The sequence below is a fragment of the Frigoribacterium endophyticum genome (assembly GCF_011759585.1).
GTDB classification, from domain to species: Bacteria; Actinomycetota; Actinomycetes; order Actinomycetales; family Microbacteriaceae; genus Frigoribacterium; species Frigoribacterium endophyticum.
In genome coordinates this window covers 1100220-1122068 of the sequence record NZ_JAAOYV010000001.1, presented here as the reverse complement: position 1 = coordinate 1122068, position 21849 = coordinate 1100220, and the positions used below count along the sequence as shown (strand labels likewise).

The window sequence follows — 21849 nt, the reverse complement described above, 5'->3', positions numbered from 1 at the left end:
CCCGGGGCGGCGACCGCCCGGGCCGACCGTCGTCACGACGTGACGGAGGCCCGGGTGCGGGAGGCGTGCCTCCTGCACCCGGGCCTCCTGTCGGTCTGGGGCGGATGGGCCGGCTGATACGCCGGGTTCTGTCCCGGTGCCGAGGCACCATGGACGGCCATCTATCTCGGGACTACGTTGCCGCAGCCCTCCAGCGGTCTACCCGAGGACTCGGCGAGCCACCTCGACGTCCTCTGTCTGACCTTGCTCCGGGCGAGGTTTGCCTAGCCGGTCGGTCACCCGAACCGCTGGTGGTCTCTTACACCACCGTTTCACCCTCACCGCGGCCCCGTCTCACGACGTGACCGAGGCGGTCTGCTCTCTGTTGCACTGTCTCGCGGGTCGCCCCGGGTGGGTGTTGCCCACCGCCCTGCTCTGTGGAGCCCGGACGTTCCTCGGCGGTCGGGAGCGAGCCCCCGACCGACGCGACCGTCTTGCCGACCCATCCGCCCTGCCACTGTAGCGCGCGCCGGCGGGGCGCCGAGCCGGTGCCGGCCCCCGTGCCCCGGAGAGGCCTAGATCCCGGACTCGTTCGTGCGCACGAGGACGGCGTTGCTGTCGGGGCAGAGGACGACGTCGTACGCGCTGGCGGAGCGCACGGCGGCCAGGTCGCTGCCGGTCAGGGTGACCCCGCTGGCGCTCGAGACGCCGCCGCGCAGGAGGGAGGCACCGATGCCGTACCGGCGACGCTGCGTCTCGTAGAGGTCGAGCAGGTCGGCCGGCACCTTCTCGGCGAGCGTGGCGCGGTCGGCCTCGACCTGACGGCGCTCGATCTCGAGCTCGCCGAGCTTGGCGTCGCGCGTGCTCCGGGCGTCGGCCCGGCGGACCTCGAGCTGGTCGAGCTCCTCGTGGGTGACCGTGGCGACGGCGCCGAGGCTCTCGACGCGCTCCATCACCTCGAGCTGCATGTCCTCCAGGTCGGAGCCCCGCTTCGCGAGGGCGGCGAGCTCCGCCTCGAGCGCCTGGACGTCCTTGACGGACGAGGTGCTCGCGAGCCGCTGCCGGTCGCGGGCGACGCGGGCCTCGACGACCGCCACGTCGGACTCGACGCGGCGGAGCTCGGCCTGCGCGTCCTCCCAGGCGCCCTGCTCCGACGCCATGCGGCTGCGGAGGCGGTGGGCGTCGCCGTCGACCGTCGCGAGGACGGCGATCTCGGGGAGGTTCGCGGCACGGTGCGCGAGCTGCTGCAGGGTGGTGTCGAGCTTCTGGAGGTCGAGCAGCAGGGCCTGGTCGGCGGGGCTGGCTTGCAACGGCACGGGGACTTCTTTCGTCAGGGGCGGAACGGGGCGGGCGCCGGGGCGCCCGGGCGGGTCGGCGGCGGCTACTGCACGACCGCGAAGTCCCAGGGGTCGGTGCGGAGGTCGCTCAGGGTGACCTCGACGTCGTCGAGCTCGCATCGGAGCTGCTCCGCGGCGGTGTCGAGCCAGAGCCACTCGCTCGCCCAGTGCGACACGTCGACGAGGGCGGGCCCGTGGCCGAGGCGCATCAGGTCGCGGGCGTCGGAGGCGGGGTGGTGCCGGAGGTCGCTCGTGACGTAGACGTCGGCGGCCCGCACGGCGGGGTGGTCGAGCAGCGAGTCGCCGGCGCCCGCGCAGAGCGCCACGGTCTCGACGACGCGGTCGGCGTCTCCGGCCACACGGACTCCGGAGGCCGTGGGCGGCAGCACGTCGCCGAGCTGGCGGGCGAGCGCGACGAGGCTGGTCGGGCGCGGGAGGCGCCCGACGACGCCGAGCCCGGTGCCCGGGAGGGCGCCCGCCGTGATCGGCGACTGGTCGACGAGGCCGAGCTGGTGGGCCAGCACCCGCGAGGTGCCGGTGGGCACGACGTCGGCGTTGGTGTGCGCCGCGAGGAGGGCGCACCCGGCCCGCTGCAGCCGGGCCACGACGGCGCCCTTGGTCGTGTCGCCCGCCAGCGTCGTCACGCCGCGGAAGAGCAGGGGGTGGTGCGTCAGGAGGAGGTCGGCGCCCAGGGCGACGGCCTCGTCGACGGTGTCGAGCACCGCGTCGACCGCCAGGTGCACGTGCCGGACGGGCTGCTCGGGGTCGCCGAGCACGAGGCCCGGAGAATCCCACGACTCGGCGCCCGCGAGGGGCCAGAGGCGCTCGACGGCGGCGGAGACGGCTGCGAGGGAGGACACCCCGTCAGCCTAGTCGCGGGCCGCCGGGCGGACGAGGGCGACGGACGCGACCACGACCACCGCGACGAGGGCCGCGGCGACCAGGGCGACGAGCAGGCCGACGACCGGCTCGAGCGGGGCGCCGCCGAGCAGGTAGCCCTGCCACGAGAGGGCCTCCGACGAGGGGGCCAGCAGGCCGAGGCCGACGACGGCGGAGAGCACGACGGCGGCCACGACGGCGATCGGGCCCCGGGTCTCGAGCCGGGCGTCGCCCGGGCGGCGCTGCGAGGCGACGCGGAGCGCCGCGGTGGCCACGAGGCCCCCGACGACCGGCACCGCGAGGGTCGCCACGACGGCGGAGACCAGGAGGCCGGCGTCGAGGAGCGTGAGCACCAGGGCGGCGAGGACGACGAGGACGCCGACGGCCAGGCCGGCCAGGGCGAGGGGGCGTCGCGAGGGCGCGGCCACGGCGACCGGAGCGTCAGCGGCCGAGGTGCCGGCGACGACGTCGGAGGGGACGGGAGCCGGCTCGGCGCGGGCGACCTCGGCGGCGGCGGCGGTCGTGACCGGTGCCGGGGAGCCGGCGGGCGCCTCCTCGACGACCTGAGGGGCCTCGGGCGCCGGAGCGACGTCGAGGACGGCGGGCGCGGCGGCCTCGGACGCGACCACCGGGGCGACGGCGACCTCGTCGCCCGGAGCGGGCATCAGGGGCAGGACGACGTCGATGACGCCGGTGAACCGGAGGCGGGTGCGCTCGAGGGCCTCGGCGGCCTCGTCCGTGCCGATGCGGCCGACCTCGTCGGCCCAGCGGGCGAAGCGGGCGGCCTCCTGGCGACGCGCCTCCATCTGGGCCTGGACGACGGCCATCAGGTCGACGGTCGCCGTGTCGTCGAGGCGTCGCTCGACCATGCGCACGAGGACGTCGTCGTCGAGCGAGATGCGCTCGGGCGGCTGCGGCAGCGAGGGGTCGACGGGCTCGGCGAAGACGGGGAGGGTGATGCTCGACGTGTCGAGGGAGTGCCGCGCGACGCTCGCGGGGCGGGGCTCGGCGGCGTCGGTCGGCACGACGTCGGCGGGCACGTCGGCCCGGTGCGACGGGACGGAGACGGGACGCGGCTCGCGCACCGGGGCGCTCGGCTCGACGACCGCCGCCGGGTCGAGGTCGGCGGGCGACTGCTCGGGGTCGGCGGGCGACTGCTCCAGGTCGGCGGGGGCCTCGGGCGTCAGGGTGGGTGTCACGGGGCGGAGCTCCTGGTCGGTCGCCTCGGGCGGGGCGGTGGCCTCCGCCTCGGGCGACGTGCGGGGCACCGGCTCGACGAAGGTCGAGCGGTGCCGCTGGGGTGCGTCGTCGGCCTCGGGCACCACGATGGTGTCGCCCTCGGCCGTCCGCACGCTGTCGGTCATGGCGGGACGGTACCTCGGGCGGCACGCCGGGCCGGGGAGGCTCGCCGGTGTGACCAGCAGGAACGGCGGAGTCGCGGGGCCGTCGGCAGGCCCGTGCGGCGCCTGCCCCTCAGCCCCACCCGCCGAGCCACGCCGCGAGGGAGGGCTCGCCGACGACAGGCTCGAGGCCGTCGGCACCCCGGCGCTCCGTCCGGAAGAGGTCGTCGCGCTCCCAGCGCGCCCGCCGCAGCTCGGCGCGTCGGGACGTGACGCGGGCGACGACGACGGGCGCGGCCCCGCTGGCCCCGCCGTCGTCCCGCCCACCGTCCTCAGGCCCGACGGCGCACAGCTCGACGGCGCCCAGCTCGCCGACGCCGACCTCGGCCACGGCGCGGACGAGGGCGGCGCCGTCCCGGACCCTCACCTCACCGGGGAGGTCGACCGTCACCCGGGCACCGGTCACGAGCGCGGGCCGGGCCGCGACCTCCGCCGCGGAGACGACCCGCGGGTCATCCTCGACGGCCGACGCGACCTCCTCCGGGACGACGAGCCGCGCCTCCGGCAGCACCGCCAGGACGGAGTCCGCCGTGAGGAAGGCACGTCCCGGCGACAGGGCGCGGCCGAGGCGCACGACGACGTCGACCGGCCCGTCGCCCCGCAGCGCCCGGGGGCGGGAGCCAGCCACGGCCACGAGCCTGCTCAGCGTGATCGTCTCGGCGTTCTGACGCCGCTGCCGGGCGTCGGCGTCGGCGGAGCGACCGGCCCAGTCCGGGCCGTCGTGCCAGGCGACCGCGTCGCGGACGTGCGCGAGCACGGCCCCGCCCCGCCAGGCGCGGTGGACCCACTCCCAGTCCTCTCCCCCGTACTCGGTGAAGCCCTCGTCCCAGCCGCCGACCTCCTCGAGGAGCCACCGGCTGCACGCCGTGACCGCCCCGATGACGTGGCGGTACGACCGGTCGTCGGCGTCGAGCAGGTCGCGGCTGGCCCGGTGGGCGTCGTCGAGCCACGCAGGCGACGGGAGCTCGGCGGCCGGCCCCGCGACCTCGACCGGCGCGTCGACCGGCACCCCGGCGAAGTCGGCGTGCCGGCGTCGACCCACGGTCACCACCTCCGGCGAGAGGGCGGGCAGCCGGGTCACCGCGGCGACGTAGCCCGGCTCGGGCGCCGTGTCGGCGTCGAGGAAGACGAGCACGTCGCCGGTGGCGGTCCGCACGCCGAGGTTCCGCGCCGCGGCCAGCCGGAAGCCCTCGTCGCGTTGCCGCACGAGCACGACGCCGGGCGGCACGACGGGCGCCTCGGGCGACCCGTCGTCGACGACCACGACCTCGAGGCGATCGGCGGGGTGCGTCTGCCGGGCGAGGGCCGCGAGCGTCCGGTCGAGCTCGGCCTGCTGGCGGTAGTGGGGCACGACGACGCTGACGCGGGGCGGCTCCGCGGGCAGCTCGCCGTCGAGCAGGTCCCAGCGGTTGCCGGGCAGGCCCCGCCCCCACGGCGGCCGCGCCGTCACCAGGCCACCTCGTCTGCCCACCAGCGCACCGAGGCCGCCGCGACGTCGGCAAGGCCGGGCGCCGTCACGGCCGAGGGCCCGAGCCAGGTCGAGGCGGGGTCGGCGAGGGCCGCGGCCAGCGCCGTCACGAGGTCGTCGGGGTCGACGAGGGTCAGGGTGCCCGGCCGCAGCTCGGCCATCTCGCGGGAGTACCTCGTGTCGGGCACCAGGGGGCGCCGCCCGGCCGCGATCCAGGTCGCGATCGATCCGGAGGCCGAGACGTGCCGGTGGGCGGCGACGGGCACCGCGGCCCGGCGGCAGCGCTCGAGCAGCTCGTCGTCGTCGAGGTAGCCCGTGACCTCCAGCGACGCTCCGCGGGAGGCGGCGCCGGCGACGAGCTCGGCGAGCTCGGCCTCGTGGCCCGTCGACGCGCGACCCAGGGCCGCGACCCGCAGGGCCGACCCGGCGGCCCGCAGCTCGACGACGGCGTCGACGAGCTCGGCGTGGCCCTTGCCGGGGTAGAAGAACCCGATGACGGCCGCCGTCCCGTCCGGCGGCGGGCGCTGCCCGGGCGCGGGCGCCGGCCCGACGGGGTCGACGGCCAGGGGCAGGACGGCCGCGCGGCCGCCCGCCCCCACGAGGGCGTGCTCATCGAGCAGCAGCGCCTCGTGCCGGCTGTTGCAGACGACGCCCGCGGCCGCCTCGACCACGCGCCGGTAGCACTCGGCGCGCCGCGGGAGGTTGCGCTCGCCGTCGGACGGCTGCGGGAGATCGTGCAGGGTGACCGTGAGCGACGTCCGGCGCGCGAGGTCCTCGATGCGGTCGGCCGCCTCCTCGGGCGACCCGCCCCAGAGCCGGTCGGTGAAGTGGAGGTGGGACCGGGCCGGAGGCGCGGTCCCGGTGAGCGCGTCCGGCGCGACCGCGAGGTCCCGCCCGACGAGGGCCGCCACGGCCGCCGCGACGCCCCGTGCGTAGTTCGAGACCCCGTGCTGGCGGTCGTCGGTGACGACGAGGGCCGGGAGGCCCGTGGAGTCGGTCGCCGACGGCGCAGAGTCGCTCACGACAGGCCCAGCAGGCGCAGCGCGTCGGCGTGGCGGGCGAGCGCCGCCGTCACGACCTCGGGGTGGTCGGCGTACCAGCCGAGGTGCGCCTCCTCGACCTCGGCCGCCTCGAGGCGGCGACCGCCGACGACCCAGTGGTCGGTCGGCTCCTCGTCGAGGCCGAACGCCTCGACGACGACGGCCTCCCGGGGCGCGTGGACGCTGTCGAGCAGGGGGCGCCCCGGGTCGACCTCGTGCTCGGGCAGGGCGAGCCGGCGACGGACCCGCTCGGCGAGCGACCGCCAGACCGGGTTGCCGGGGTGGTTGAGCGTGCGCATCTGCGCGAAGGAGGGGCGGTCGAAGAGGTCGGAGACGACGACGGCGTCGTGGGCCTCCTCACGCTGTCGCAGCTCGCCCCGGGAGAGCTCGGCGACCGCCCGCACGGACTCGGGCCGGAGCGGGGGCAGCGGGGAGGGCGCGTCGACGGCGCCGCCCCGGGCCGCGGCCCGCACGACGAGCCGCAGGTCGTGGTACTCGACCACGGGCGGCACCAGCGACGCGTCGCTCGGCGGCCGGACGATCGCGTGCGCCGGGTAGAGGCCCGCGAACCGGATGACGGGCACCCTCACGACGCGGGCCCGCGCCGGCAGCGCCGCCGCGAGCTGCGCCGTCCCGAGGGGCAGGCCGTGGTAGTCGTCGCGGACGGGCTGCGAGACCAGCAGCTCCGCCCGGCCGAGCCAGCGGGCGAGGTGCGGGAGGTCCGTGGCGACCAGCTCGTGGACCGCGGGCGTCCTCACCGTCCGCAGGCCGCCTCCCTCGAGGGCGATGCGGAGCGACTCCGCCTGGCAGTTGCCGACGACGAGGGCGACGGCGCCGTCGCCCTCGGGCTCGCTGAGCCCGTAGAAGTCGCCGTAGTGGCGCGTGCGGCCGTCGACGACGGGGGTGGTGGTCACGATGGGGTCGCCTTCCTGCCGGCGACGGTCGTGGCGGGCAGCCCCAGCTTGCCGGGTCCGGGGCCCTCCCGCCCGGCGCCGAGCAGAGGGGTACACGCACACAGGGCCTGAGAGCCTCCCGAGGACTAGCGTCCGTGGAGGCCGCTCCCATCGGCTCACCCCCTCCTCGACACCGACCGGCCCCCCGGACGTCAGCAGGGTCCTGCGGACTCGTCCGCCCCGCCCCAGACGACACGCCGAGGAGGCACGATCATCGATCCCCTGAACGACCGGGTCGCTCCCCCGCAGCCGCTGCTCCGGGTCGCGTCCGTCCCCGCCGCCCACCCCTACGTGCGCGCGCTCGACGCGGCGGACCGCCCCGCCACGGTCGTCCGCCTGGCCGACCCGGCCCCGGCCGGCGCCGGCCCCGGCCAGTGGTGGCCCCCCGTGATGGTCGACGCCGGCTGGGTCCGGGCGCACGCCGACGAGTTCGACCTCCTGCACGTCCACTTCGGCACGGAGTCGTTCACCCTCGAGCACCTCGCGGGCGTCGTCGCCGCGCTGCGCGAGGTCGGCAAGCCGCTCGTCTACACCGTCCACGACCTCGAGAACCCCCAGCTCGTCGACCAGGGCGACCACGCCGCCCAGCTCGACCTCCTGGTGCCCGCCGCGGACGTCGTCCTGACCCTCACGCCCGGAGCCGCCGCCGAGGTGGCCCGGCGCTGGGGGCGCGAGGCCGTCGTCGTCGCGCACCCCGACCTGCTGCCCCTCGACGCCGAGGCGCCCTCCGGCCGGGCGTCCGACGCGCTGGTCGTCGGCGCGGCGCTCCGCGACCTGCGACCGAACATCGACGCCGTCCGCGCCGTCGAGACGCTCCTGGCCGCGGCCGAGCTGCTGCGCCGCGACGGCACCGACGTCGTCGTCCGCGTCGACCTCAACGAGCGCGTGCGGGACGAGGAGGCGCGGGCCCGCGTGGCCGCGCTGGTCGCGGCGGACCCCCACGCCGTCCTCGACGTGCACCCCCGCCTCTCCGACGACGAGCTCGCCGCGTCGCTCGCGGACCTCGACGTGGCCGTGCTCCCCTACCGGCACGGCACCCACTCCGGCTGGGTCGAGCTCTGCTGGGACCTCGGCGTCCCCGTCGCCGGCCCCCGCGTCGGCTACGCGGCCGAGCAGCACCCGGACTCCTTCGCGGCGTTCGACGCCGGCGACCCCGCCGCGCTCGCCGAGGCCCTCCGCACCCTGACCGACGGCCGGGGAGGCCGTCCCGGCAGCGCCGCCCGGGCCGAGCTCGTCGCGCGCCGACGCCTCGTGCGCCGGGTGCAGCGGCGCACGGTGGCCGCGACGCACGACGAGGCCTACGCCGCCGCGCTCCGCTCGGTGGCCGACCGCTCGGGCGCCTCCGCGCCGGAGCCGCGCGGCCGCGCGGACGCCGCCGAGCCGGGCGACGCCTCCGGCCGCGACGGGGAGCCCCTCCGCATCGCCGTCGTCGCACCGCTCCGGTACCCCATCCGCCAGCCGCACGCCGGCGGGCTCGAGTCGTCGGTCTGGAACCAGGTGCGGACGCTCCGTGCCCGCGGCCACCACGTCGTGCTCTGCGCCCCCGAGGGCAGCGACTTCCTGGAGGGCGGGCCGACCGAGTTCACCCTGCCGCCCGTGGTGTGGGACGACCCCGCCGAGGCGACCGACACGACGTACCCGGCCGGCTACCTCGAGCGGGCGCTCCCCGCCCTCGACCGGGCCCTGGCCTGGGTCGCCGAGCACGCCGACCAGTTCGACGTCGTCGAGAACCACAGCCTGCACGGCCTGCCCCTCTCGTGGGCGGGCCGACTCGGCGTGCCCGTCGTGTCGACGCTGCACACGCCGACGCTGCCCGACCTGCTCGAGCACCACGCCCGCGGGCCCGAGCCGCGCAGCGCCTTCCTCGCCGTCAGCGACCACACGGCGCGGGAGTGGCGGGCGGCGGGCGTCGAGTCGCTCGTGCTGCCGAACGGCGTCGACACCGACCTGTGGCCGCTCGGGCCGGGCGGCGACGACCTCGTCTGGTCGGGGCGGCTCGTGCCCGAGAAGGGCGCCGACCTGGCGATCGCGGCCGCCCGGCGGACCGGTCGGTGCCTCGTGCTCGCCGGCCGCGTCGGCGACGCAGCCTGGTTCGAGGAGGCCGTCGAGCCGCACCTCGGCGACCGGGTCCGCTATGTCGGCGAGCTCGACCAGCGCAGCCTCGCCGACCTCGTCGGCCGCAGCGCCTGCGCGCTCGTCACGCCCGTGTGGGAGGAGCCGTTCGGCCTCGTCATCGCCGAGGCGCTCGCCGTCGGGACGCCGGTGGCGGCCTTCGACACCGGCGGCGTCTCGGAGGTCGTCGGCTCGTCGGCCGGGGCGGGCCTCGTCGCCATGGGCGACGCCGACGCGCTGGCCCACGTCGCGGAGGGGCTCGCCGCGCAGTCGCAGAGCACCCCCGGGTTCCGGGCGCGCATCCGCGAGGACGCCGTCGACCGGCTGTCGCTGCGGCACCGCGCGGGCGTGCTCGAGGGCCTCTACCGGTCGCTCGTCGAGACCCGTCGAGGCGTCTCGTCGACGTCGTCGCCCTCCCCGGTCGACACGGGCACGGTCGACACGCTCGACTCCCTCGACGTGACCGACGCCGGCGCCCGGGCCGACGCGTGAGCGACGCACCGCCGCTCGTCGGCTGGTACGTCCACCACCACGGCGCCGGCCACGTCACGCGCTTCACGGCCGTCCGCCCGCACCTGGCCGCGCGGGTCGTCGTGTTCAGCAGCCTGCCCGCCCCCGCCGGCCTCTCCGCCGACACCGAGTGGGTGGTCCTGCCGCGCGACGACGACCCCGTCGCGCCCCGTTCGGGCGACGGCGCCGACCTCGACCCCCGCGACGCCTCCCCGACGGTGCGGGGCCTGCTCCACTGGGCCCCGCTGCACCACCCCGGCCACTCCGGGCGGCTGGCCGCGATCGCCGGCTGGGTCGCCGAGCACCGGCCGGCGGCGTTCGTCGTCGACGTCTCGGTCGAGGTCGCGCTGCTCGTGCGCCTCCTCGGCGTGCCGCCCGTCGTCGTCACCCAGCCGGGCGACCGCTCCGACGAGCCCCACCTCCTCGCCTTCCGCGCCGCCGAGCGGGTCCTCGCGCCCTGGGCGCCGGGCCTCCACGCCTCCCCCGCCCTCGACGTCGCCGCCGACCGCGTCCGGACGGTGGGGGGCGTCTCGCGCTTCGCCGGTCGACCCCGCGCGGTGCGCCCCGCGGCCCCGGCGGGCCCGCGCGTGCTGGTGCTGCCGGGAGGGGGCGACGGAGGCGCGGGTCGCCTCGCCGACGACGTCGCGCGCGCCGCGGCGGTCACCCCCGGCGCCTCGTGGACCCTGCTGGGCGGCGAGGCGGGCGCGTGGGTGGACGACCCCTGGGAGCTCCTGTCGACGGCCGACGTCGTCGTGACGGCGGCCGGCCAGAACAGCGTGGCCGACCTCGCCGCCGCCGGCGCCCGCGCCGTCGTCGTGCCGCAGGGCCGCCCGTTCGACGAGCAGGGCGCGACGGCGCGCCTGCTGGCCGACCGCGGCCTCGCCGTCGTCGTCGACGGGTGGCCAGCCGACGAGGCGTGGCCCGCCCTCCTCGACCGGGCGCTGGCGACGACGCCCGACTGGTCGACCTGGCAGGTCGAGGGCGCGCCCGCCCGGGCCGCGGCCGTCGTCGCGGAGGTGGCCTCGTGGCAGCGCTGACGGTCGCCGTGACGCTGTGCTCGGAGGCGCGGCTCGGCCACCTGCGGGCCCAGCGGGTCCGCCTGGGCCGGCTGTCGCCTCCGGTGCCCCACGTCGTCGTGTGGCTCGACGAGTCCCCGGCCCCGGAGGGCGCAGGGCTGGAGGACGCCGTCGTCGTGCACGTCCCGCCGGGGCCGGACGGCCTGCGGCTCGCCGAGGGCCGGAACCGCGGCGCCGCGGCGGCCCGGGCGCTCGGGGCGAGCCTGCTCGTGTTCCTCGACGCGGACTGCGTGCCCGGGCCCGACCTCGTCCCCGGCTACGAGGCCGCGGCGGCCCGGCACCCCGGCGCGCTGCTCTGCGGCCCCGTCACGTACCTGCCCGAGGGCGCGAGCCTCGCCGAGCTCGACCGTGACCCCGCGGGGCTGACGCGCCCGCACGCGGCCCGGCCCGCGCCTCCCGCCGGCCGCACCGTCGTCGCGCGCGACGGCGACCACCGGCTGTTCTGGTCGCTCTCGTTCGCGCTCGACGTCGACACCTGGGCCCGCGTCGGCGGCTTCTCGGCGGAGTACGAGGGCTACGGCGGGGAGGACACCGACTTCGCGTTCGCGGCGCACGCGGCGGAGGTGCCGCTCGTCTGGGTGGGCGGCGCGCACGCCTACCACCAGTGGCACCCGACCTCCTCGCCGCCCTGGCAGCACCTCGACGACATCCTCCGCAACGGGCGGGTGTTCGCCGAGCGCTGGGGCACCTGGCCCATGGAGGGGTGGCTCGCCGCCTTCGAGGAGGCCGGGGCTATCGAGCGCCGGAGCGGGGGCTGGGCACGGACGACGCCCGCGGCGACGGGGCAGCCGGCCTGACCTCGTGGTGAGGGTAGGCTAACCTCACCTGGTGACCTCGTCCGCTCCTCCCCTCTCCACCTCCGGCCTCGGTGCTGCCCGGCGGGCCGCTCCCCGGGGCGTGCTCCTCCTCGCCGCCCTGGTCGTCGTCGTCGCGGCGAGCCTCGCCCTCGGCAGCGCCGTCCTCTCGCCGGCCGCCGTCGTCGGCGCCCTCCTCGACCCGGCCCGCGACGTCGGGGCCGTGGTCTGGGGCTCCCGCGTGCCGCGGACCGTCCTCGGGCTGCTGGTGGGCGCCTCCCTCGGCCTCGCGGGCGCCGTGATGCAGGGCCAGACGCGCAACCCCCTGGCCGACCCCGGGCTCTTCGGCGTCTCGGCCGGGGCGAGCCTCGCCGTCGTCGTCGGCGTGTACGTGCTCGGCACGAGCTCGGTCGTCGCGACGCTCTGGCTCGCGCTCGTCGGCGCCGTCGTCGCGAGCGTCGTCGTCTTCTCGGTCGCCGCCCTCGGGCGGGGGCTCGCGAGCCCCGTGCCGCTCGCGGTCGCGGGGTCGGCGGTCTCGGCCCTCCTCGTGGCGCTGACGTCGTTCCTCGTCCTCTCCGACGAGACGACGCTCGCCGCGTACCGCATCTGGGTCGTCGGGTCGCTCTCCGGTCGCTCGCTCGACGGGGCGGGGCCCGCCGTCGCCCTCGCCCTCGCCGGCGCGGCCCTGGCGGCGGTCAACGCCCGGTCGCTCGACACGCTCGCCCTCGGCGCCGAGCTCGCCCGGGGCCTCGGCGAGAGCCTCCTCCGGGCGCGGCTCGTCGGGCTCGGGGCCATCACCCTGCTGACGGCCGCCGCGGTCGCCGTCAGCGGGCCGATCGGCTTCGTCGGGCTCACGGCCCCGCACCTGGCCCGGGCGCTGGTCGGGGGCGGGCACGCCCGGCTGCTGCCGGCCTCGGCGCTCGTCGGCGCGGTCGTCCTGCTCGCCTGCGACGTCGTCGGCCGGCTGGTCGGCGGGACGTCCGAGCTCTCGGTCGGGGTGGTGCTCACGGTGCTCGGCGGGGCGGCCTTCGTCGCGATCGTCCGCCGCGGGACGGCGGCCGCGCCGTGAGCCGGCTCGACGCCCGCGCGCCCGCCGGCGCGGGCGGCCCCGCGACCACGCCGCCGGCGCCCGCCGACCGGGTCGCGGCCGGGACCGAGGCCGGAGCCGGGCCTCGGCCACCGGCACGGCCTCGTGCCGTCGGCGGGCCCCGCGCGGCCGCCGCGACGGCGGGCTCGCTGCTGGTCGTCGTCGCCCTCGCCCTGGTGGGGCTCGCCTCGGGGTCGTCGTCGCTCGGGGTCGCCGACGTCGTCCGCACCCTCGCCGGAGGCGGCACGCCCGCCCAGGAGCTCATCGTGCTCGACCTGCGCCTGCCCCGGGTCGCCGGGGCGCTCGTGGTCGGGGCGTGCCTCGGCCTGGCCGGCGCCCTCACGCAGACCTTCGCGCGCAACCCGTTGGCGACCCCCGACATCCTCGGCGTCACCTCGGGCGCCGGCCTCGGCGCCGTCGCGGCGATCGTGCTGGCCGGCGGCGGGTACTCCGTGACGGGAGGGCTGCTCAGCGTCGGCGTCCCGGCGGCCGCGGTCGTCGGGGCCCTCGTGGCCGCCGTGGCGGTGTACGCGCTGTCGTGGCGGGGCGGCGTCGACGGCTACCGGCTCGTGCTCGTCGGCATCGGGGCGACCGCCGCCCTCGGCGGGCTCACGAGCTGGCTCGTCGCCCGCGCCCGGATCACCGACGCCGCGGCGGCCAGCCAGTGGCTCGTGGGCAGCGTCTCGGGCATCTCGTGGGCGAGCGTCTGGCCCGCCCTGGTGGCGTTCGCCGTCGTCGCCCCGCTGGCGGCGACGCAGACGAGGGCGCTCGACGTCAGCCAGCTGGGCGACGACCTGTCGCGGGGGCTCGGCGTCGCCGTGCAGCGCCACCGGCTCGTCGTGCTCGCCTGCGCCGTGCTGCTGACCGCCGCCGCGGTGTCGGCCGGGGGGCCGCTCGAGTTCGTCGCGTTCGTCGCGCCGCAGCTCGCCCGGCGCGTCGCCGGCACGGGCCGCCCGCCCCTCGCCGCCTCGGCGACGTTCGGGGCGCTCGTCGTCGTCGCCGCCGACCTCGCCACCCGGACGCTGCTGCCCGGCGAGGTGCCCGTGGGCATCGTCACCGCCGTGGTCGGCGCCCCGTACCTGATCTGGCTGCTCGTCCGCCACCGTCGAGAGGACCGACCCGCATGACCGACCCCACCCGCGACTCCCCCGCCTCCCCTGCCTCCCCCGCCCGCGACTCCCCCGGCCCCGCGCTCCGCGCCCGGGGGGTGACGCTCGGCTACGACCGGCGGATCGTCGTCGACGGGCTCGACCTGTCGATCGAGCGCGGCACCGTCACGACCCTGATCGGCGCGAACGGCAGCGGGAAGTCGACGGTGCTGAGCGCGCTCGGCAGGCTGCTGGCGCCGGTCGCGGGCGCGGTCGAGCTCGACGGCCAGCCCCTCCGCTCGCTGCCCGGCAAGGCCGTGGCGCGACGGCTGGCGGTCCTGCCGCAGAAGCCCCTCACCCCGTCGGCGACGACCGTCCGCGACCTCGTGTCGCGCGGTCGACACCCGCACCAGAGCCTGCTGCGCCCGTGGACGCCCGCCGACGCGGCGGCGATCGACGACGCCCTCGACGCGACGGGGCTCCGCGACCTCGCGGGGCGCGACGTCGGGTCGCTCTCCGGCGGGCAGCTGCAGCGCGCGTGGCTCGCGCTCGTCCTCGCGCAGCAGGCCGACGTGCTCCTGCTCGACGAGCCGACCACCTTCCTCGACCTGGCCCACCAGCTCGAGATCCTGCGGTTGGTGCGGTCGATCAACCGGCGGCGCGGCACCACGGTGGTGATGGTGCTGCACGACCTCACCCTCGCCGCCCGGTACTCCGACCGGCTCGTGGTCGTGGGCGCCGGGCGGGTGCTGGCCGACGGGACGCCGTGGGAGGTCCTGACGCCGGAGCTGCTGCGGGAGGCGTTCGACCTCGACGCCGTGGTGCTGACCGACCCGACGAGCGGTGCTCCGCTCGTGGTGCCGCGCGACCCCGACCTGCACCCCGCCGTGGATCCCGCCGGCGAGCCCGGCATCGCGGACGCCGGTGGCGCCCCTAGGTAAGGGTAGGCTACCCTTACTCTTCGTGACCATCTCGACGGCCGTGCGCCGCCCCCTCCGCCCCCTCCGCCCCTTCCGCCTCCTCGCGCCCGTCGCGGCCCTCGCACTCGTGCTCTCCGGCTGCTCGACCGACGCGGGGGGCGACTCCCCCGCCGCCGACGGCGTCGACACCGGCGCCTGGAGCTTCACCGACGACACCGGCACGACGGTCGAGCTCGACCACCGCCCCGAGCGCGTCGCGAGCTTCACCGACTACGCGATCGGCCTGATGAGCTACGGCGTCGAGCCGGTGGCCCTGTTCGGCCGCTACGACGTCGCGAGCGACGCGCGCCTCGAGGGCGCCGACCTCGACGACACCGCGATCGTCGGGAACTCCTACGGCGAGATCGACCTCGAGGCCCTCGCCGAGGCCGCCCCCGACCTGATCGTGACGGGAATCTACCCCACCGACCGCGAGGGCACCCTCGACCTCGAGGCGCCGTACTACGGCTTCGCCGACGCCGAGCAGCAGGCCCAGCTCGAGAAGATCGCCCCGGTCGTCGCGATCGAGGTCGGCGGCTCGGGCCTCGACGTCATCGACAGCGTCAACCGGCTCGCCTCGGCGCTCGGCGTGGACGACGCGACGATCGCCGACGCGAAGACCGAGTTCGACGCCGCCGCGGCCGACCTCACGGCGGCGGCCGACGAGAGCGACGTCGAGGTGACCGCGATGTACGCCGACGCCGACGGCGTCTACGTGACGAAGCCCGCCGATGAGCCCGAGACCGAGCTGTACCGCAGCCTCGGCGTCCGGTACACGGACCTCCACCCGGACGGGTACTACTACTGGGACATCTTCAGCTGGGAGAACGCGAGCCAGATGATGACCGGCGACGTGCTGCTGGTCAACAACGAGGGCTTCCAGACCGCGGACCTGGAGGCGCAGCCCACCTTCGCGTCGCACCCCGCCCTCGCCGCGGGGCAGGTGCACGACGGCTGGTCGGGCGCCGCCCTCGACTACCGCTCGCAGGCCGAGCACATGACCGAGCTCGCCCAGATCCTGCGCGAGTCGCGCCCGCTCTGACGCTCGTCGAGGCGAGGGTGCGTCGTGCCCGCCGCCGTGTCCGGGTCAGTCCGTTTGCAAAAGTCCTACTTTTCATGGCACCCTGACCCGGACGCAGGGCCCGCACCGGGCTCCGGCGTGGGACGGCGCACCTCGCCCGACGAATTCAACGGAGAAGATCGACATGGACGACTGGACACAGACTCTGGAGGCGGGGCCGCTCCTCGCCATCGCGGCGGGGGCCATCGCGCTCATCCTGCTGCTGGTCATCAAGTTCAAGCTGCACGCCTTCCTGACCCTCGTCATCGTCGCGGCGCTGACGGCGCTCGTCGCCGGCGTCCCGACCGGCGCCATCGCCGAGCTGCTCGTGACGAGCTTCGGCACCACGCTCGGCTCCGTCGCCCTGCTGGTCGGCCTCGGCGCGATGCTCGGCCGCCTCGTCGAGTCGTCGGGCGGCGCACGGGTGCTCGCCGACCGGATGGTCGACGTCTTCGGCGAGAAGCGGGCGCCGTTCGCGCTCGGCCTCGCCTCGCTCATCATGGGCTTCCCGATCTTCTTCGACGCCGGCCTGATCGTCATGCTGCCGATCGTCTTCGCCGTGGCCCGCCGCATGGGCGGCAAGTCGATGCTGCTCTACGGCATCAGCGCCGCCGCCGCCTTCTCGGTCATGCACGTCTTCCTGCCCCCGCACCCGGGCCCCGTCTCGGCGACCGAGCTGCTCGGCGCCGACCTCGGCATCGTCCTGCTCGCCGGCCTCGTCATCGTCTTCCCGCTCTGGTACGTCTCGGGCTACCTGTGGGCCAAGTACGTCAACGCGCGCATCCCCCTCCCCGTGCTCTCGCTCTTCGGCGAGGAGAAGGACGACGTGCAGGCCGGCAACCCGCCGAAGGCCAGCACGGTCATCGCCGTCCTCGCCGTGCCGCTCGTGCTGATCCTCCTCAACACCGGCCTCACCTCCCTCTCGTCGGTCGGCGTCGTCGACGGCGACGCCACCTGGGTCCAGGCCCTCGTGCTCGTCGGCACCAGCGGGATCGCGCTGCTCATCTCGGTGCTCGTCGCCGCCGTCGTCCTCGGCCGTGCCCGCGGCGTGAGCGGCAGCGCCCTCGAGAAGGTGCTCGAGAGCGCCCTCGGCCCGATCTGCTCCGTCGTGCTCATCACGGGCGCCGGCGGCATGTTCGGCGGCGTGCTCCGCGCCTCGGGCATCGGCGACGCCCTCGCCGACGTCCTCGGCGACCTCGGCCTGCCCGTCATCGTGGCCGCCTGGCTGATCGCCGCCATCCTGCGCCTCGCCCAGGGCTCGGCCACCGTCGCCCTCGTGACGGCCGCCGGCCTGATCGCCCCCGCCGTCGCCCTGGCCGACCTCAACCCCGTCCAGCTCGCCGCCGTCGTGCTCGCCACCGCCGCGGGCTCGGTCTTCGCCGGTCACGTCAACGACTCGGGCTTCTGGCTCGTCGGCCGCCTCATGGGCATGGACGTCAAGACGACGCTCCGCGTCTGGACCGTGCAGCAGGCCGTGGAGTCGGTGCTCGGCTTCGCCGCCGCCCTCCTGGTCTTCGGCGTGGGCGCGCTGCTCTAGCCCTCCCCCGCCCCGGCACGGCCCCGCCCTTCCCCGCCCTTCCCGGCGTCCGCCGGCAGGGCCCCTCGAGAGGAACATCGTGAACGACCTGTTCGACCTGACCGACCGGCTCGCCCTCGTGACCGGCTCCTCCCGCGGCCTCGGCCGCACCCTGGCGACGGCCCTGGCGGAGGCGGGGGCCCGGGTCGTCGTGCACGGTCGCGACGCCGCGGCCCTGGAGGAGACGCGCGACGAGATCGAGCGCACGACCGGCCGCCGCCCCGCCGCGACGCTCTTCGACGTCACCGACGCCGCGGCCGTCGAGTCCGCCGTCGCGGACCTCGTGGCGGAGCACGGCGTGCCCGACGTCCTGGTGAACAACGCCGGCGTGCAGCGTCGGGCGCCCTTCACCGAGTTCCCGGTCGAGGACTGGGACGCGGTGGTGAGGACGAACCTCTCGAGCGTGTTCTACGTCTCGCGCTTCGTGGCCCCCGGGATGGTCGAGCGGGGCTCGGGCAAGATCGTCAACATCGCGAGCGTGCAGTCGATGCTCGCGCGGCAGACGATCGCGCCCTACTCGGCCACCAAGGCCGGCGTCGCCCAGCTGAGCCGCGGCATGGCCGCCGATCTCGCCCGGCACAACGTGCAGGTCAACACCCTGTCGCCCGGCTACTTCGCGACCGAGATGAACACCGACCTCTGGCAGGACGAGACCTTCGACGCCTGGCTGCGGCAGCGCACCCCCGCCCAGCGCTGGGGCCGGGTGGAGGAGCTGCAGGGCACCCTCGTCTACCTCGCCTCGGCGGCGAGCGACTTCGTCTCGGGGCAGAACATCTTCGTCGACGGCGGCATGACGAGCGTCGTCTAGAGCAGTAGAGGACACGACCATGAAGACCATCCAGATCGACGGAGCCCTCAGCCTGGCCGAGCGCGACGTCCCCCTGCCCGAGCCCACGGAGGGCGAGGTGCGCGTCCGCGTCGAGTGGGTCGGCATCTGCGGCTCCGACCTGCACTACTACTTCGAGGGCGCCAACGGGGCCTTCGTCGTCGAGGAGCCCCTGACCCCCGGGCACGAGCTCTCGGGTCGCGTCGACCTCGACCCCAGCGGCCGACTCGCGCCCGGCACCCCCGTGACGGTCCACCCGGCCCGCCGGGGCACGCCGTCGCCCGGCGTCGAGGACGCCCCGCACCTCTGGCCCGGCGGCTCCTACCTCGGCAGCGCGTCGACCCGGCCGCACACGCAGGGGGCCCTCAGCGAGCACCTCGTCGTCGACGCCGCCATGGTGCGGGTGCTGCCCGAGGGCCTGCCCCTCGACCGGGCCGCCCTCGCCGAGCCCCTCGCCGTCGCCCTCCACGGCGTCGGCCGGGCGGGCGACGTCACCGGGGCGCGCGTGCTCGTGTCGGGAGCCGGGCCGATCGGCCTGCTCGCCGCCGCGGCCGCCCGGGCCCGCGGAGCCGCCCACGTGACCGTGGTCGACCTCCTGCCCGAGCCCCTCGCCCGGGCCACGGCGGTCGGGGCCGACGTCGTCCTGCGCCTCGGCGTCGACGAGGTGCCCGCCGAGGCCTTCGACGTCGTGCTCGAGTGCTCGGGCGCCTCCCCCGCGATCAGCGCCGCGTTCGTCGCGGCGCGTCGTCGGGGCGTCGTCGCGCAGATCGGCATGGTGCCCGACCAGCCCCGACCCGTGAACCTCGCACCGGCCATCTCGAAGGAGCTCACGGTCGTCGGGGTGTTCCGCTTCGACGACGAGATCGACGAGGCCGTGCGCCTGCTCACCGACGACCCGTCGCTGGAGGCGGTCGTCACCCACCGGCTGCCGGCCGCCGAGGCCGTCCGCGCCTTCGAGGTCGCGAAGGACTCCTCGGCCAGCGGCAAGGTGCTCGTCTCCGCCTGGCACGGCTGACGACGCGCCTCCCGCCGGGAGCGGGCGCGGAGGGGGTGCGGAGGGGGCACTGACGGGGCCTGCCTCCACGGAGGTGCCGCGCGTAGCGTGGTGGGAGGCGACCGGAGCGACCTCGTGTCGGGCTCCGCGCCTCCCCCTCACCACCACCCTTGGAGCACCCCCATGCGCACCGTCACCGCCTACGCCGCCCCGTCGGCCACCGAGCCCCTCGTGAAGACGACCATCGAGCGCCGCGACGTCGGCCCGAAGGACGTCATGATCGAGATCGCCTACGCCGGCATCTGCCACAGTGACATCCACACCGTCCGCGGCGAGTGGGGCGAGATCCAGTACCCGCAGGTCGTCGGCCACGAGATCGTCGGGACCGTCTCCGAGGTCGGCTCGGAGGTGACGAAGCACCAGGTCGGCGACCGCGTCGGCGTCGGCTGCATGGTGAACTCGTGCGGCGAGTGCGAGTACTGCCTGCGCGGCGACGAGCAGTACTGCGCGAAGGGCAACGTCGGCACGTACACCGGCGTCGACCCCGCTGACGGCACGATCACGCAGGGCGGCTACTCGCAGGCCGTCGTCGTCACCGAGGACTTCATCCTCCGCGTGCCGGAGTCGCTCGACTACGACAAGGTCGCGCCGCTGCTCTGCGCCGGCATCACCCTCTACTCGCCGCTGCACCACTGGGGCGTGACCGAGGGCACCAAGGTCGCCATCGTGGGCATGGGCGGCCTCGGCCACATGGGCGTCAAGATCGCCGCGGCGCTCGGCGCCGAGGTCACCGTGCTCTCGCAGACGACCTCGAAGGAGGAGGACTCGCTCCGGTTCGGCGCGAAGGCGCACTACGCGACCAGCGACGAGCAGACCTTCACCGACCTGGCGAACTCGTTCGACCTGATCGTCAACACCGTGTCGGCGAAGATCGACATGGGCGCGTACCTCAGCCTCCTGAGGGTCGACGGGACGCTCGTCAACGTGGGCGCCCCCTCGGAGCCCCTCGAGGTGCCGGCGTTCGCGCTCATCCCCGCGCGTCGCAGCTGGGCCGGCTCGGCCATCGGCGGCATCCGCGAGACGCAGGAGATGCTCGACTTCTGCGCCGAGCACGGCATCCTGCCCGAGACGGAGCTGATCAGCGCCGACCAGATCAACGAGGCCTACGAGCGCGTCCTGGCGTCCGACGTGCGCTACCGCTTCGTCATCGACACGGCGACCATGGCCTGAGGCCCGCGCGGGGCGACCCGCGACGACGACGACGCCCGTGCCGGAGGAGGTCCTCCGGCACGGGCGTCGTCGTGCGTGGTGCGGTGCTGCTGTGCTGCGGTGCTGCGCCGCTACTTGACCGCGATCGACTGCGCCTCGAGGGCGGCGATCGTCTTCTCCTGGCCGTCCTTCAGCGCGTCGAGCAGGGTGCCGTCACCGGAGGCCGCGGTGCCGAAGCCGTCCGAGATGTCGCTGTAGGTCTGCGTCATCGTGGGGCCCCAGGTGAAGGGCTGGATGTTCTCGGCGGCCTTCGCGAAGTCCTCGTAGATGGGCTGGTCGCCGTAGAACTCGACGCCGGCGGTCAGGGCAGGCAGGTCGGCACCGGTGGTCGAGGCCGGGTACAGGTTGGCCTCCTTGTTGAGGGCGTCCAGCGCCTCCGTGGAGGTGTTCAGCCAGATCAGGAACTTCGACGCCTCGGCGGGGTGCTCGCTGCCCTTGAAGACGACGTTCGACGATCCGCCCCAGGCGGCCGAGGCGCTCTCGCCCTCCTCCCACTGCGGCATGGGCGCGACGGCCCACTTGCCCGACGTGTCGGGCGCGCCGCTCGAGATGGTGTTGGCGCCCCAGACGGCCGAGACCCACGTCCAGTCCTGGTCGGTGTTGTAGGCGTTGTTCCACTCGTCGGTGAAGCTCGGCAGCGTGCTGACCAGCCCCTTCGAGATGAGGTCCTGCCAGTAGTCGGCGACCTTGGTGGAGGCCTCGTCGGTCATGTCGACGCTCCAGGTGCCGTCGCTCGTGTCGAACCACTGGCCGCCGGCCTGCGAGACGAGCCCGGCGAACTGGTTGACGTCGCCCTTGGCGAAGTTGGTGATGCTGCCGCCCATCTCCTTGATCGTCACGGCGTCCTCGGCGTACTGCTCCCACGTGGTGGGCACGTCGAGGCCGGCCTGCTCGAAGAGGTCCTTGCGGTAGTACAGCGCCATGGGCCCGGAGTCCTGCGGGATCGCGTAGACGGAGTCGTCCTCGCCGAAGGTGACCTGGTTCCACAGGCCGTCGGAGAAGTCGGCCTCGGCGTCGGAGACGCCGTCGCACGAGGCGATGTTCGCGAGGCCGTCCTGCACGCGGAAGGCGGGGAGCGTGTCGTACTCGACCTGACCGATGTCGGGCGCGTTGTCGGCCTTGAGCTGGTTGAAGAAGTTCTGGTAGGTGCCGCTGTTGCCGTTCGGCACGATGGAGACCTTGACCTGGATGTCGGGGTTCTCCTCGTTCCAGAGCGCGACGACCTTGTCCATGTTGGGCACCCAGGTCGTGAAGTTCAGGGTGACCTCGCCCGCGGAGGCCTCGCACGAGGCCGAGTCGCCGGAGGCGCTGTCCGAGCCGCTGCCGGAGCTGCAGCCGGCGAGGGCGATGGTCGAGACCACGGCGGCGGCCGCGATCGTGAGGACGCGGGATCTGTTCATGCTGATTCCTATCGAGGTGCGTGACCGGGGTGCCCGGTCACG

18 protein-coding genes and 1 other RNA gene are annotated in these 21849 nt (G+C 76.0%); 11 read left to right on the top strand and 8 right to left on the bottom strand.

The genetic code is table 11. The features are described from left to right. Positions 1–101: 101 nt before the first annotated feature. From rnpB to FHR77_RS05185, 7 genes are all read right to left on the bottom strand, one after another. An RNA gene (gene rnpB, locus FHR77_RS05215) (RNase P RNA component class A) lies at positions 102–484 on the bottom strand. Positions 485–554: 70 nt separating this feature from the next. Continuing rightward, on the bottom strand, positions 555–1295 hold the full coding sequence (locus FHR77_RS05210; protein WP_255465392.1) for a zinc ribbon domain-containing protein: 741 nt from the start codon (positions 1293–1295) through the stop codon (positions 555–557). Positions 1296–1360: 65 nt separating this feature from the next. After that, entirely contained in the window at positions 1361–2176 is an 816-nt protein-coding gene (locus FHR77_RS05205) for a Nif3-like dinuclear metal center hexameric protein (protein WP_167259102.1), read from the bottom strand. A gap of 9 nt (positions 2177–2185) precedes the next feature. Next, on the bottom strand, positions 2186–3559 hold the full coding sequence (locus tag FHR77_RS05200; RefSeq protein ID WP_167259101.1) for a hypothetical protein: 1374 nt from the start codon (positions 3557–3559) through the stop codon (positions 2186–2188). Between the two features lie 109 nt (positions 3560–3668). After that, complete coding sequence (locus tag FHR77_RS05195; RefSeq protein ID WP_341777227.1) at positions 3669–5066, bottom strand: glycosyltransferase; 1398 nt, start codon at positions 5064–5066, stop codon at positions 3669–3671. Further along, positions 5042–6085 carry a glycosyltransferase family protein gene (locus tag FHR77_RS05190; RefSeq protein WP_167259100.1) on the bottom strand — a complete coding sequence of 348 codons (1044 nt, stop codon included), beginning with the start codon at positions 6083–6085 and terminating at the stop codon, positions 5042–5044. The genes FHR77_RS05195 and FHR77_RS05190 overlap by 25 nt, the downstream gene beginning before the upstream one ends. Beyond that, positions 6082–7017 (bottom strand): WcbI family polysaccharide biosynthesis putative acetyltransferase, encoded by a 936-nt coding sequence (locus FHR77_RS05185; protein WP_167259099.1) that lies wholly within the window; start codon positions 7015–7017, stop codon positions 6082–6084. Before FHR77_RS05185 ends, FHR77_RS05190 begins: the two co-directional genes overlap by 4 nt. A 330-nt stretch (positions 7018–7347) precedes the next feature. On the opposite strand from FHR77_RS05185, the gene FHR77_RS05180 reads away from it, so the two are divergent. The 11 genes from FHR77_RS05180 to FHR77_RS05130 all read left to right on the top strand — a co-directional run bounded on the left by FHR77_RS05180 (position 7348) and on the right by FHR77_RS05130 (position 20368). Continuing rightward, a complete protein-coding gene (locus tag FHR77_RS05180) occupies positions 7348–9660 on the top strand; it encodes a glycosyltransferase (protein ID WP_167259098.1) in 2313 nt (770 codons plus the stop codon). Further along, on the top strand, positions 9657–10715 hold the full coding sequence (locus FHR77_RS16585) for a glycosyltransferase (protein WP_167259097.1): 1059 nt from the start codon (positions 9657–9659) through the stop codon (positions 10713–10715). The genes FHR77_RS05180 and FHR77_RS16585 overlap by 4 nt, the downstream gene beginning before the upstream one ends. Beyond that, positions 10703–11551, top strand: coding sequence for a glycosyltransferase family 2 protein (locus FHR77_RS05170; RefSeq protein WP_341777226.1), 849 nt, complete (start codon positions 10703–10705; stop codon positions 11549–11551). The genes FHR77_RS16585 and FHR77_RS05170 overlap by 13 nt, the downstream gene beginning before the upstream one ends. Before the next feature lie 31 nt (positions 11552–11582). Then, positions 11583–12617, top strand: coding sequence for an iron chelate uptake ABC transporter family permease subunit (locus FHR77_RS05165; protein ID WP_167259096.1), 1035 nt, complete (start codon positions 11583–11585; stop codon positions 12615–12617). Further along, complete coding sequence (locus FHR77_RS05160; protein WP_167259095.1) at positions 12614–13762, top strand: iron chelate uptake ABC transporter family permease subunit; 1149 nt, start codon at positions 12614–12616, stop codon at positions 13760–13762. The genes FHR77_RS05165 and FHR77_RS05160 overlap by 4 nt, the downstream gene beginning before the upstream one ends. Further along, positions 13759–14664, top strand: coding sequence for an ABC transporter ATP-binding protein (locus FHR77_RS05155; RefSeq protein ID WP_167259094.1), 906 nt, complete (start codon positions 13759–13761; stop codon positions 14662–14664). Before FHR77_RS05160 ends, FHR77_RS05155 begins: the two co-directional genes overlap by 4 nt. A 22-nt stretch (positions 14665–14686) precedes the next feature. Then, on the top strand, positions 14687–15724 hold the full coding sequence (locus FHR77_RS05150; protein ID WP_167259093.1) for an ABC transporter substrate-binding protein: 1038 nt from the start codon (positions 14687–14689) through the stop codon (positions 15722–15724). Positions 15725–15887: 163 nt separating this feature from the next. Beyond that, entirely contained in the window at positions 15888–17279 is a 1392-nt protein-coding gene (locus FHR77_RS05145) for a GntP family permease (RefSeq protein WP_167259092.1), read from the top strand. Between the two features lie 79 nt (positions 17280–17358). Continuing rightward, on the top strand, positions 17359–18126 hold the full coding sequence (locus FHR77_RS05140; protein WP_167259091.1) for an SDR family oxidoreductase: 768 nt from the start codon (positions 17359–17361) through the stop codon (positions 18124–18126). A gap of 19 nt (positions 18127–18145) precedes the next feature. Beyond that, the gene (locus FHR77_RS05135) at positions 18146–19159 is read left to right on the top strand and encodes a zinc-binding dehydrogenase (RefSeq protein WP_167259090.1); all 1014 of its coding nucleotides are present in this window, start codon (positions 18146–18148) and stop codon (positions 19157–19159) included. A gap of 162 nt (positions 19160–19321) precedes the next feature. Beyond that, positions 19322–20368, top strand: a complete 1047-nt coding sequence (locus FHR77_RS05130; protein ID WP_167259089.1) for an NAD(P)-dependent alcohol dehydrogenase — start codon at positions 19322–19324, stop codon at positions 20366–20368. A 110-nt stretch (positions 20369–20478) separates the two neighbouring features. Here the strand turns inward: FHR77_RS05130 and FHR77_RS05125 are convergent, their stop codons facing one another. Beyond that, the gene (locus FHR77_RS05125) at positions 20479–21807 is read right to left on the bottom strand and encodes an ABC transporter substrate-binding protein (protein WP_167259088.1); all 1329 of its coding nucleotides are present in this window, start codon (positions 21805–21807) and stop codon (positions 20479–20481) included. Between the last annotated feature and the right edge of the window lie 42 nt (positions 21808–21849).

Coding starts and splice junctions, on each gene's coding strand:
- FHR77_RS05200 (WP_167259101.1), bottom strand. CDS start 3,559: ATGACCGACAGCGTGCGGACGGCCGAGGGCGACACCATCGTGGTGCCC.
- FHR77_RS05155 (WP_167259094.1), top strand. CDS start 13,759: ATGACCGACCCCACCCGCGACTCCCCCGCCTCCCCTGCCTCCCCCGCC.
- FHR77_RS05145 (WP_167259092.1), top strand. CDS start 15,888: ATGGACGACTGGACACAGACTCTGGAGGCGGGGCCGCTCCTCGCCATC.
- FHR77_RS05135 (WP_167259090.1), top strand. CDS start 18,146: ATGAAGACCATCCAGATCGACGGAGCCCTCAGCCTGGCCGAGCGCGAC.
- FHR77_RS05130 (WP_167259089.1), top strand. CDS start 19,322: ATGCGCACCGTCACCGCCTACGCCGCCCCGTCGGCCACCGAGCCCCTC.
- FHR77_RS05125 (WP_167259088.1), bottom strand. CDS start 21,807: ATGAACAGATCCCGCGTCCTCACGATCGCGGCCGCCGCCGTGGTCTCG.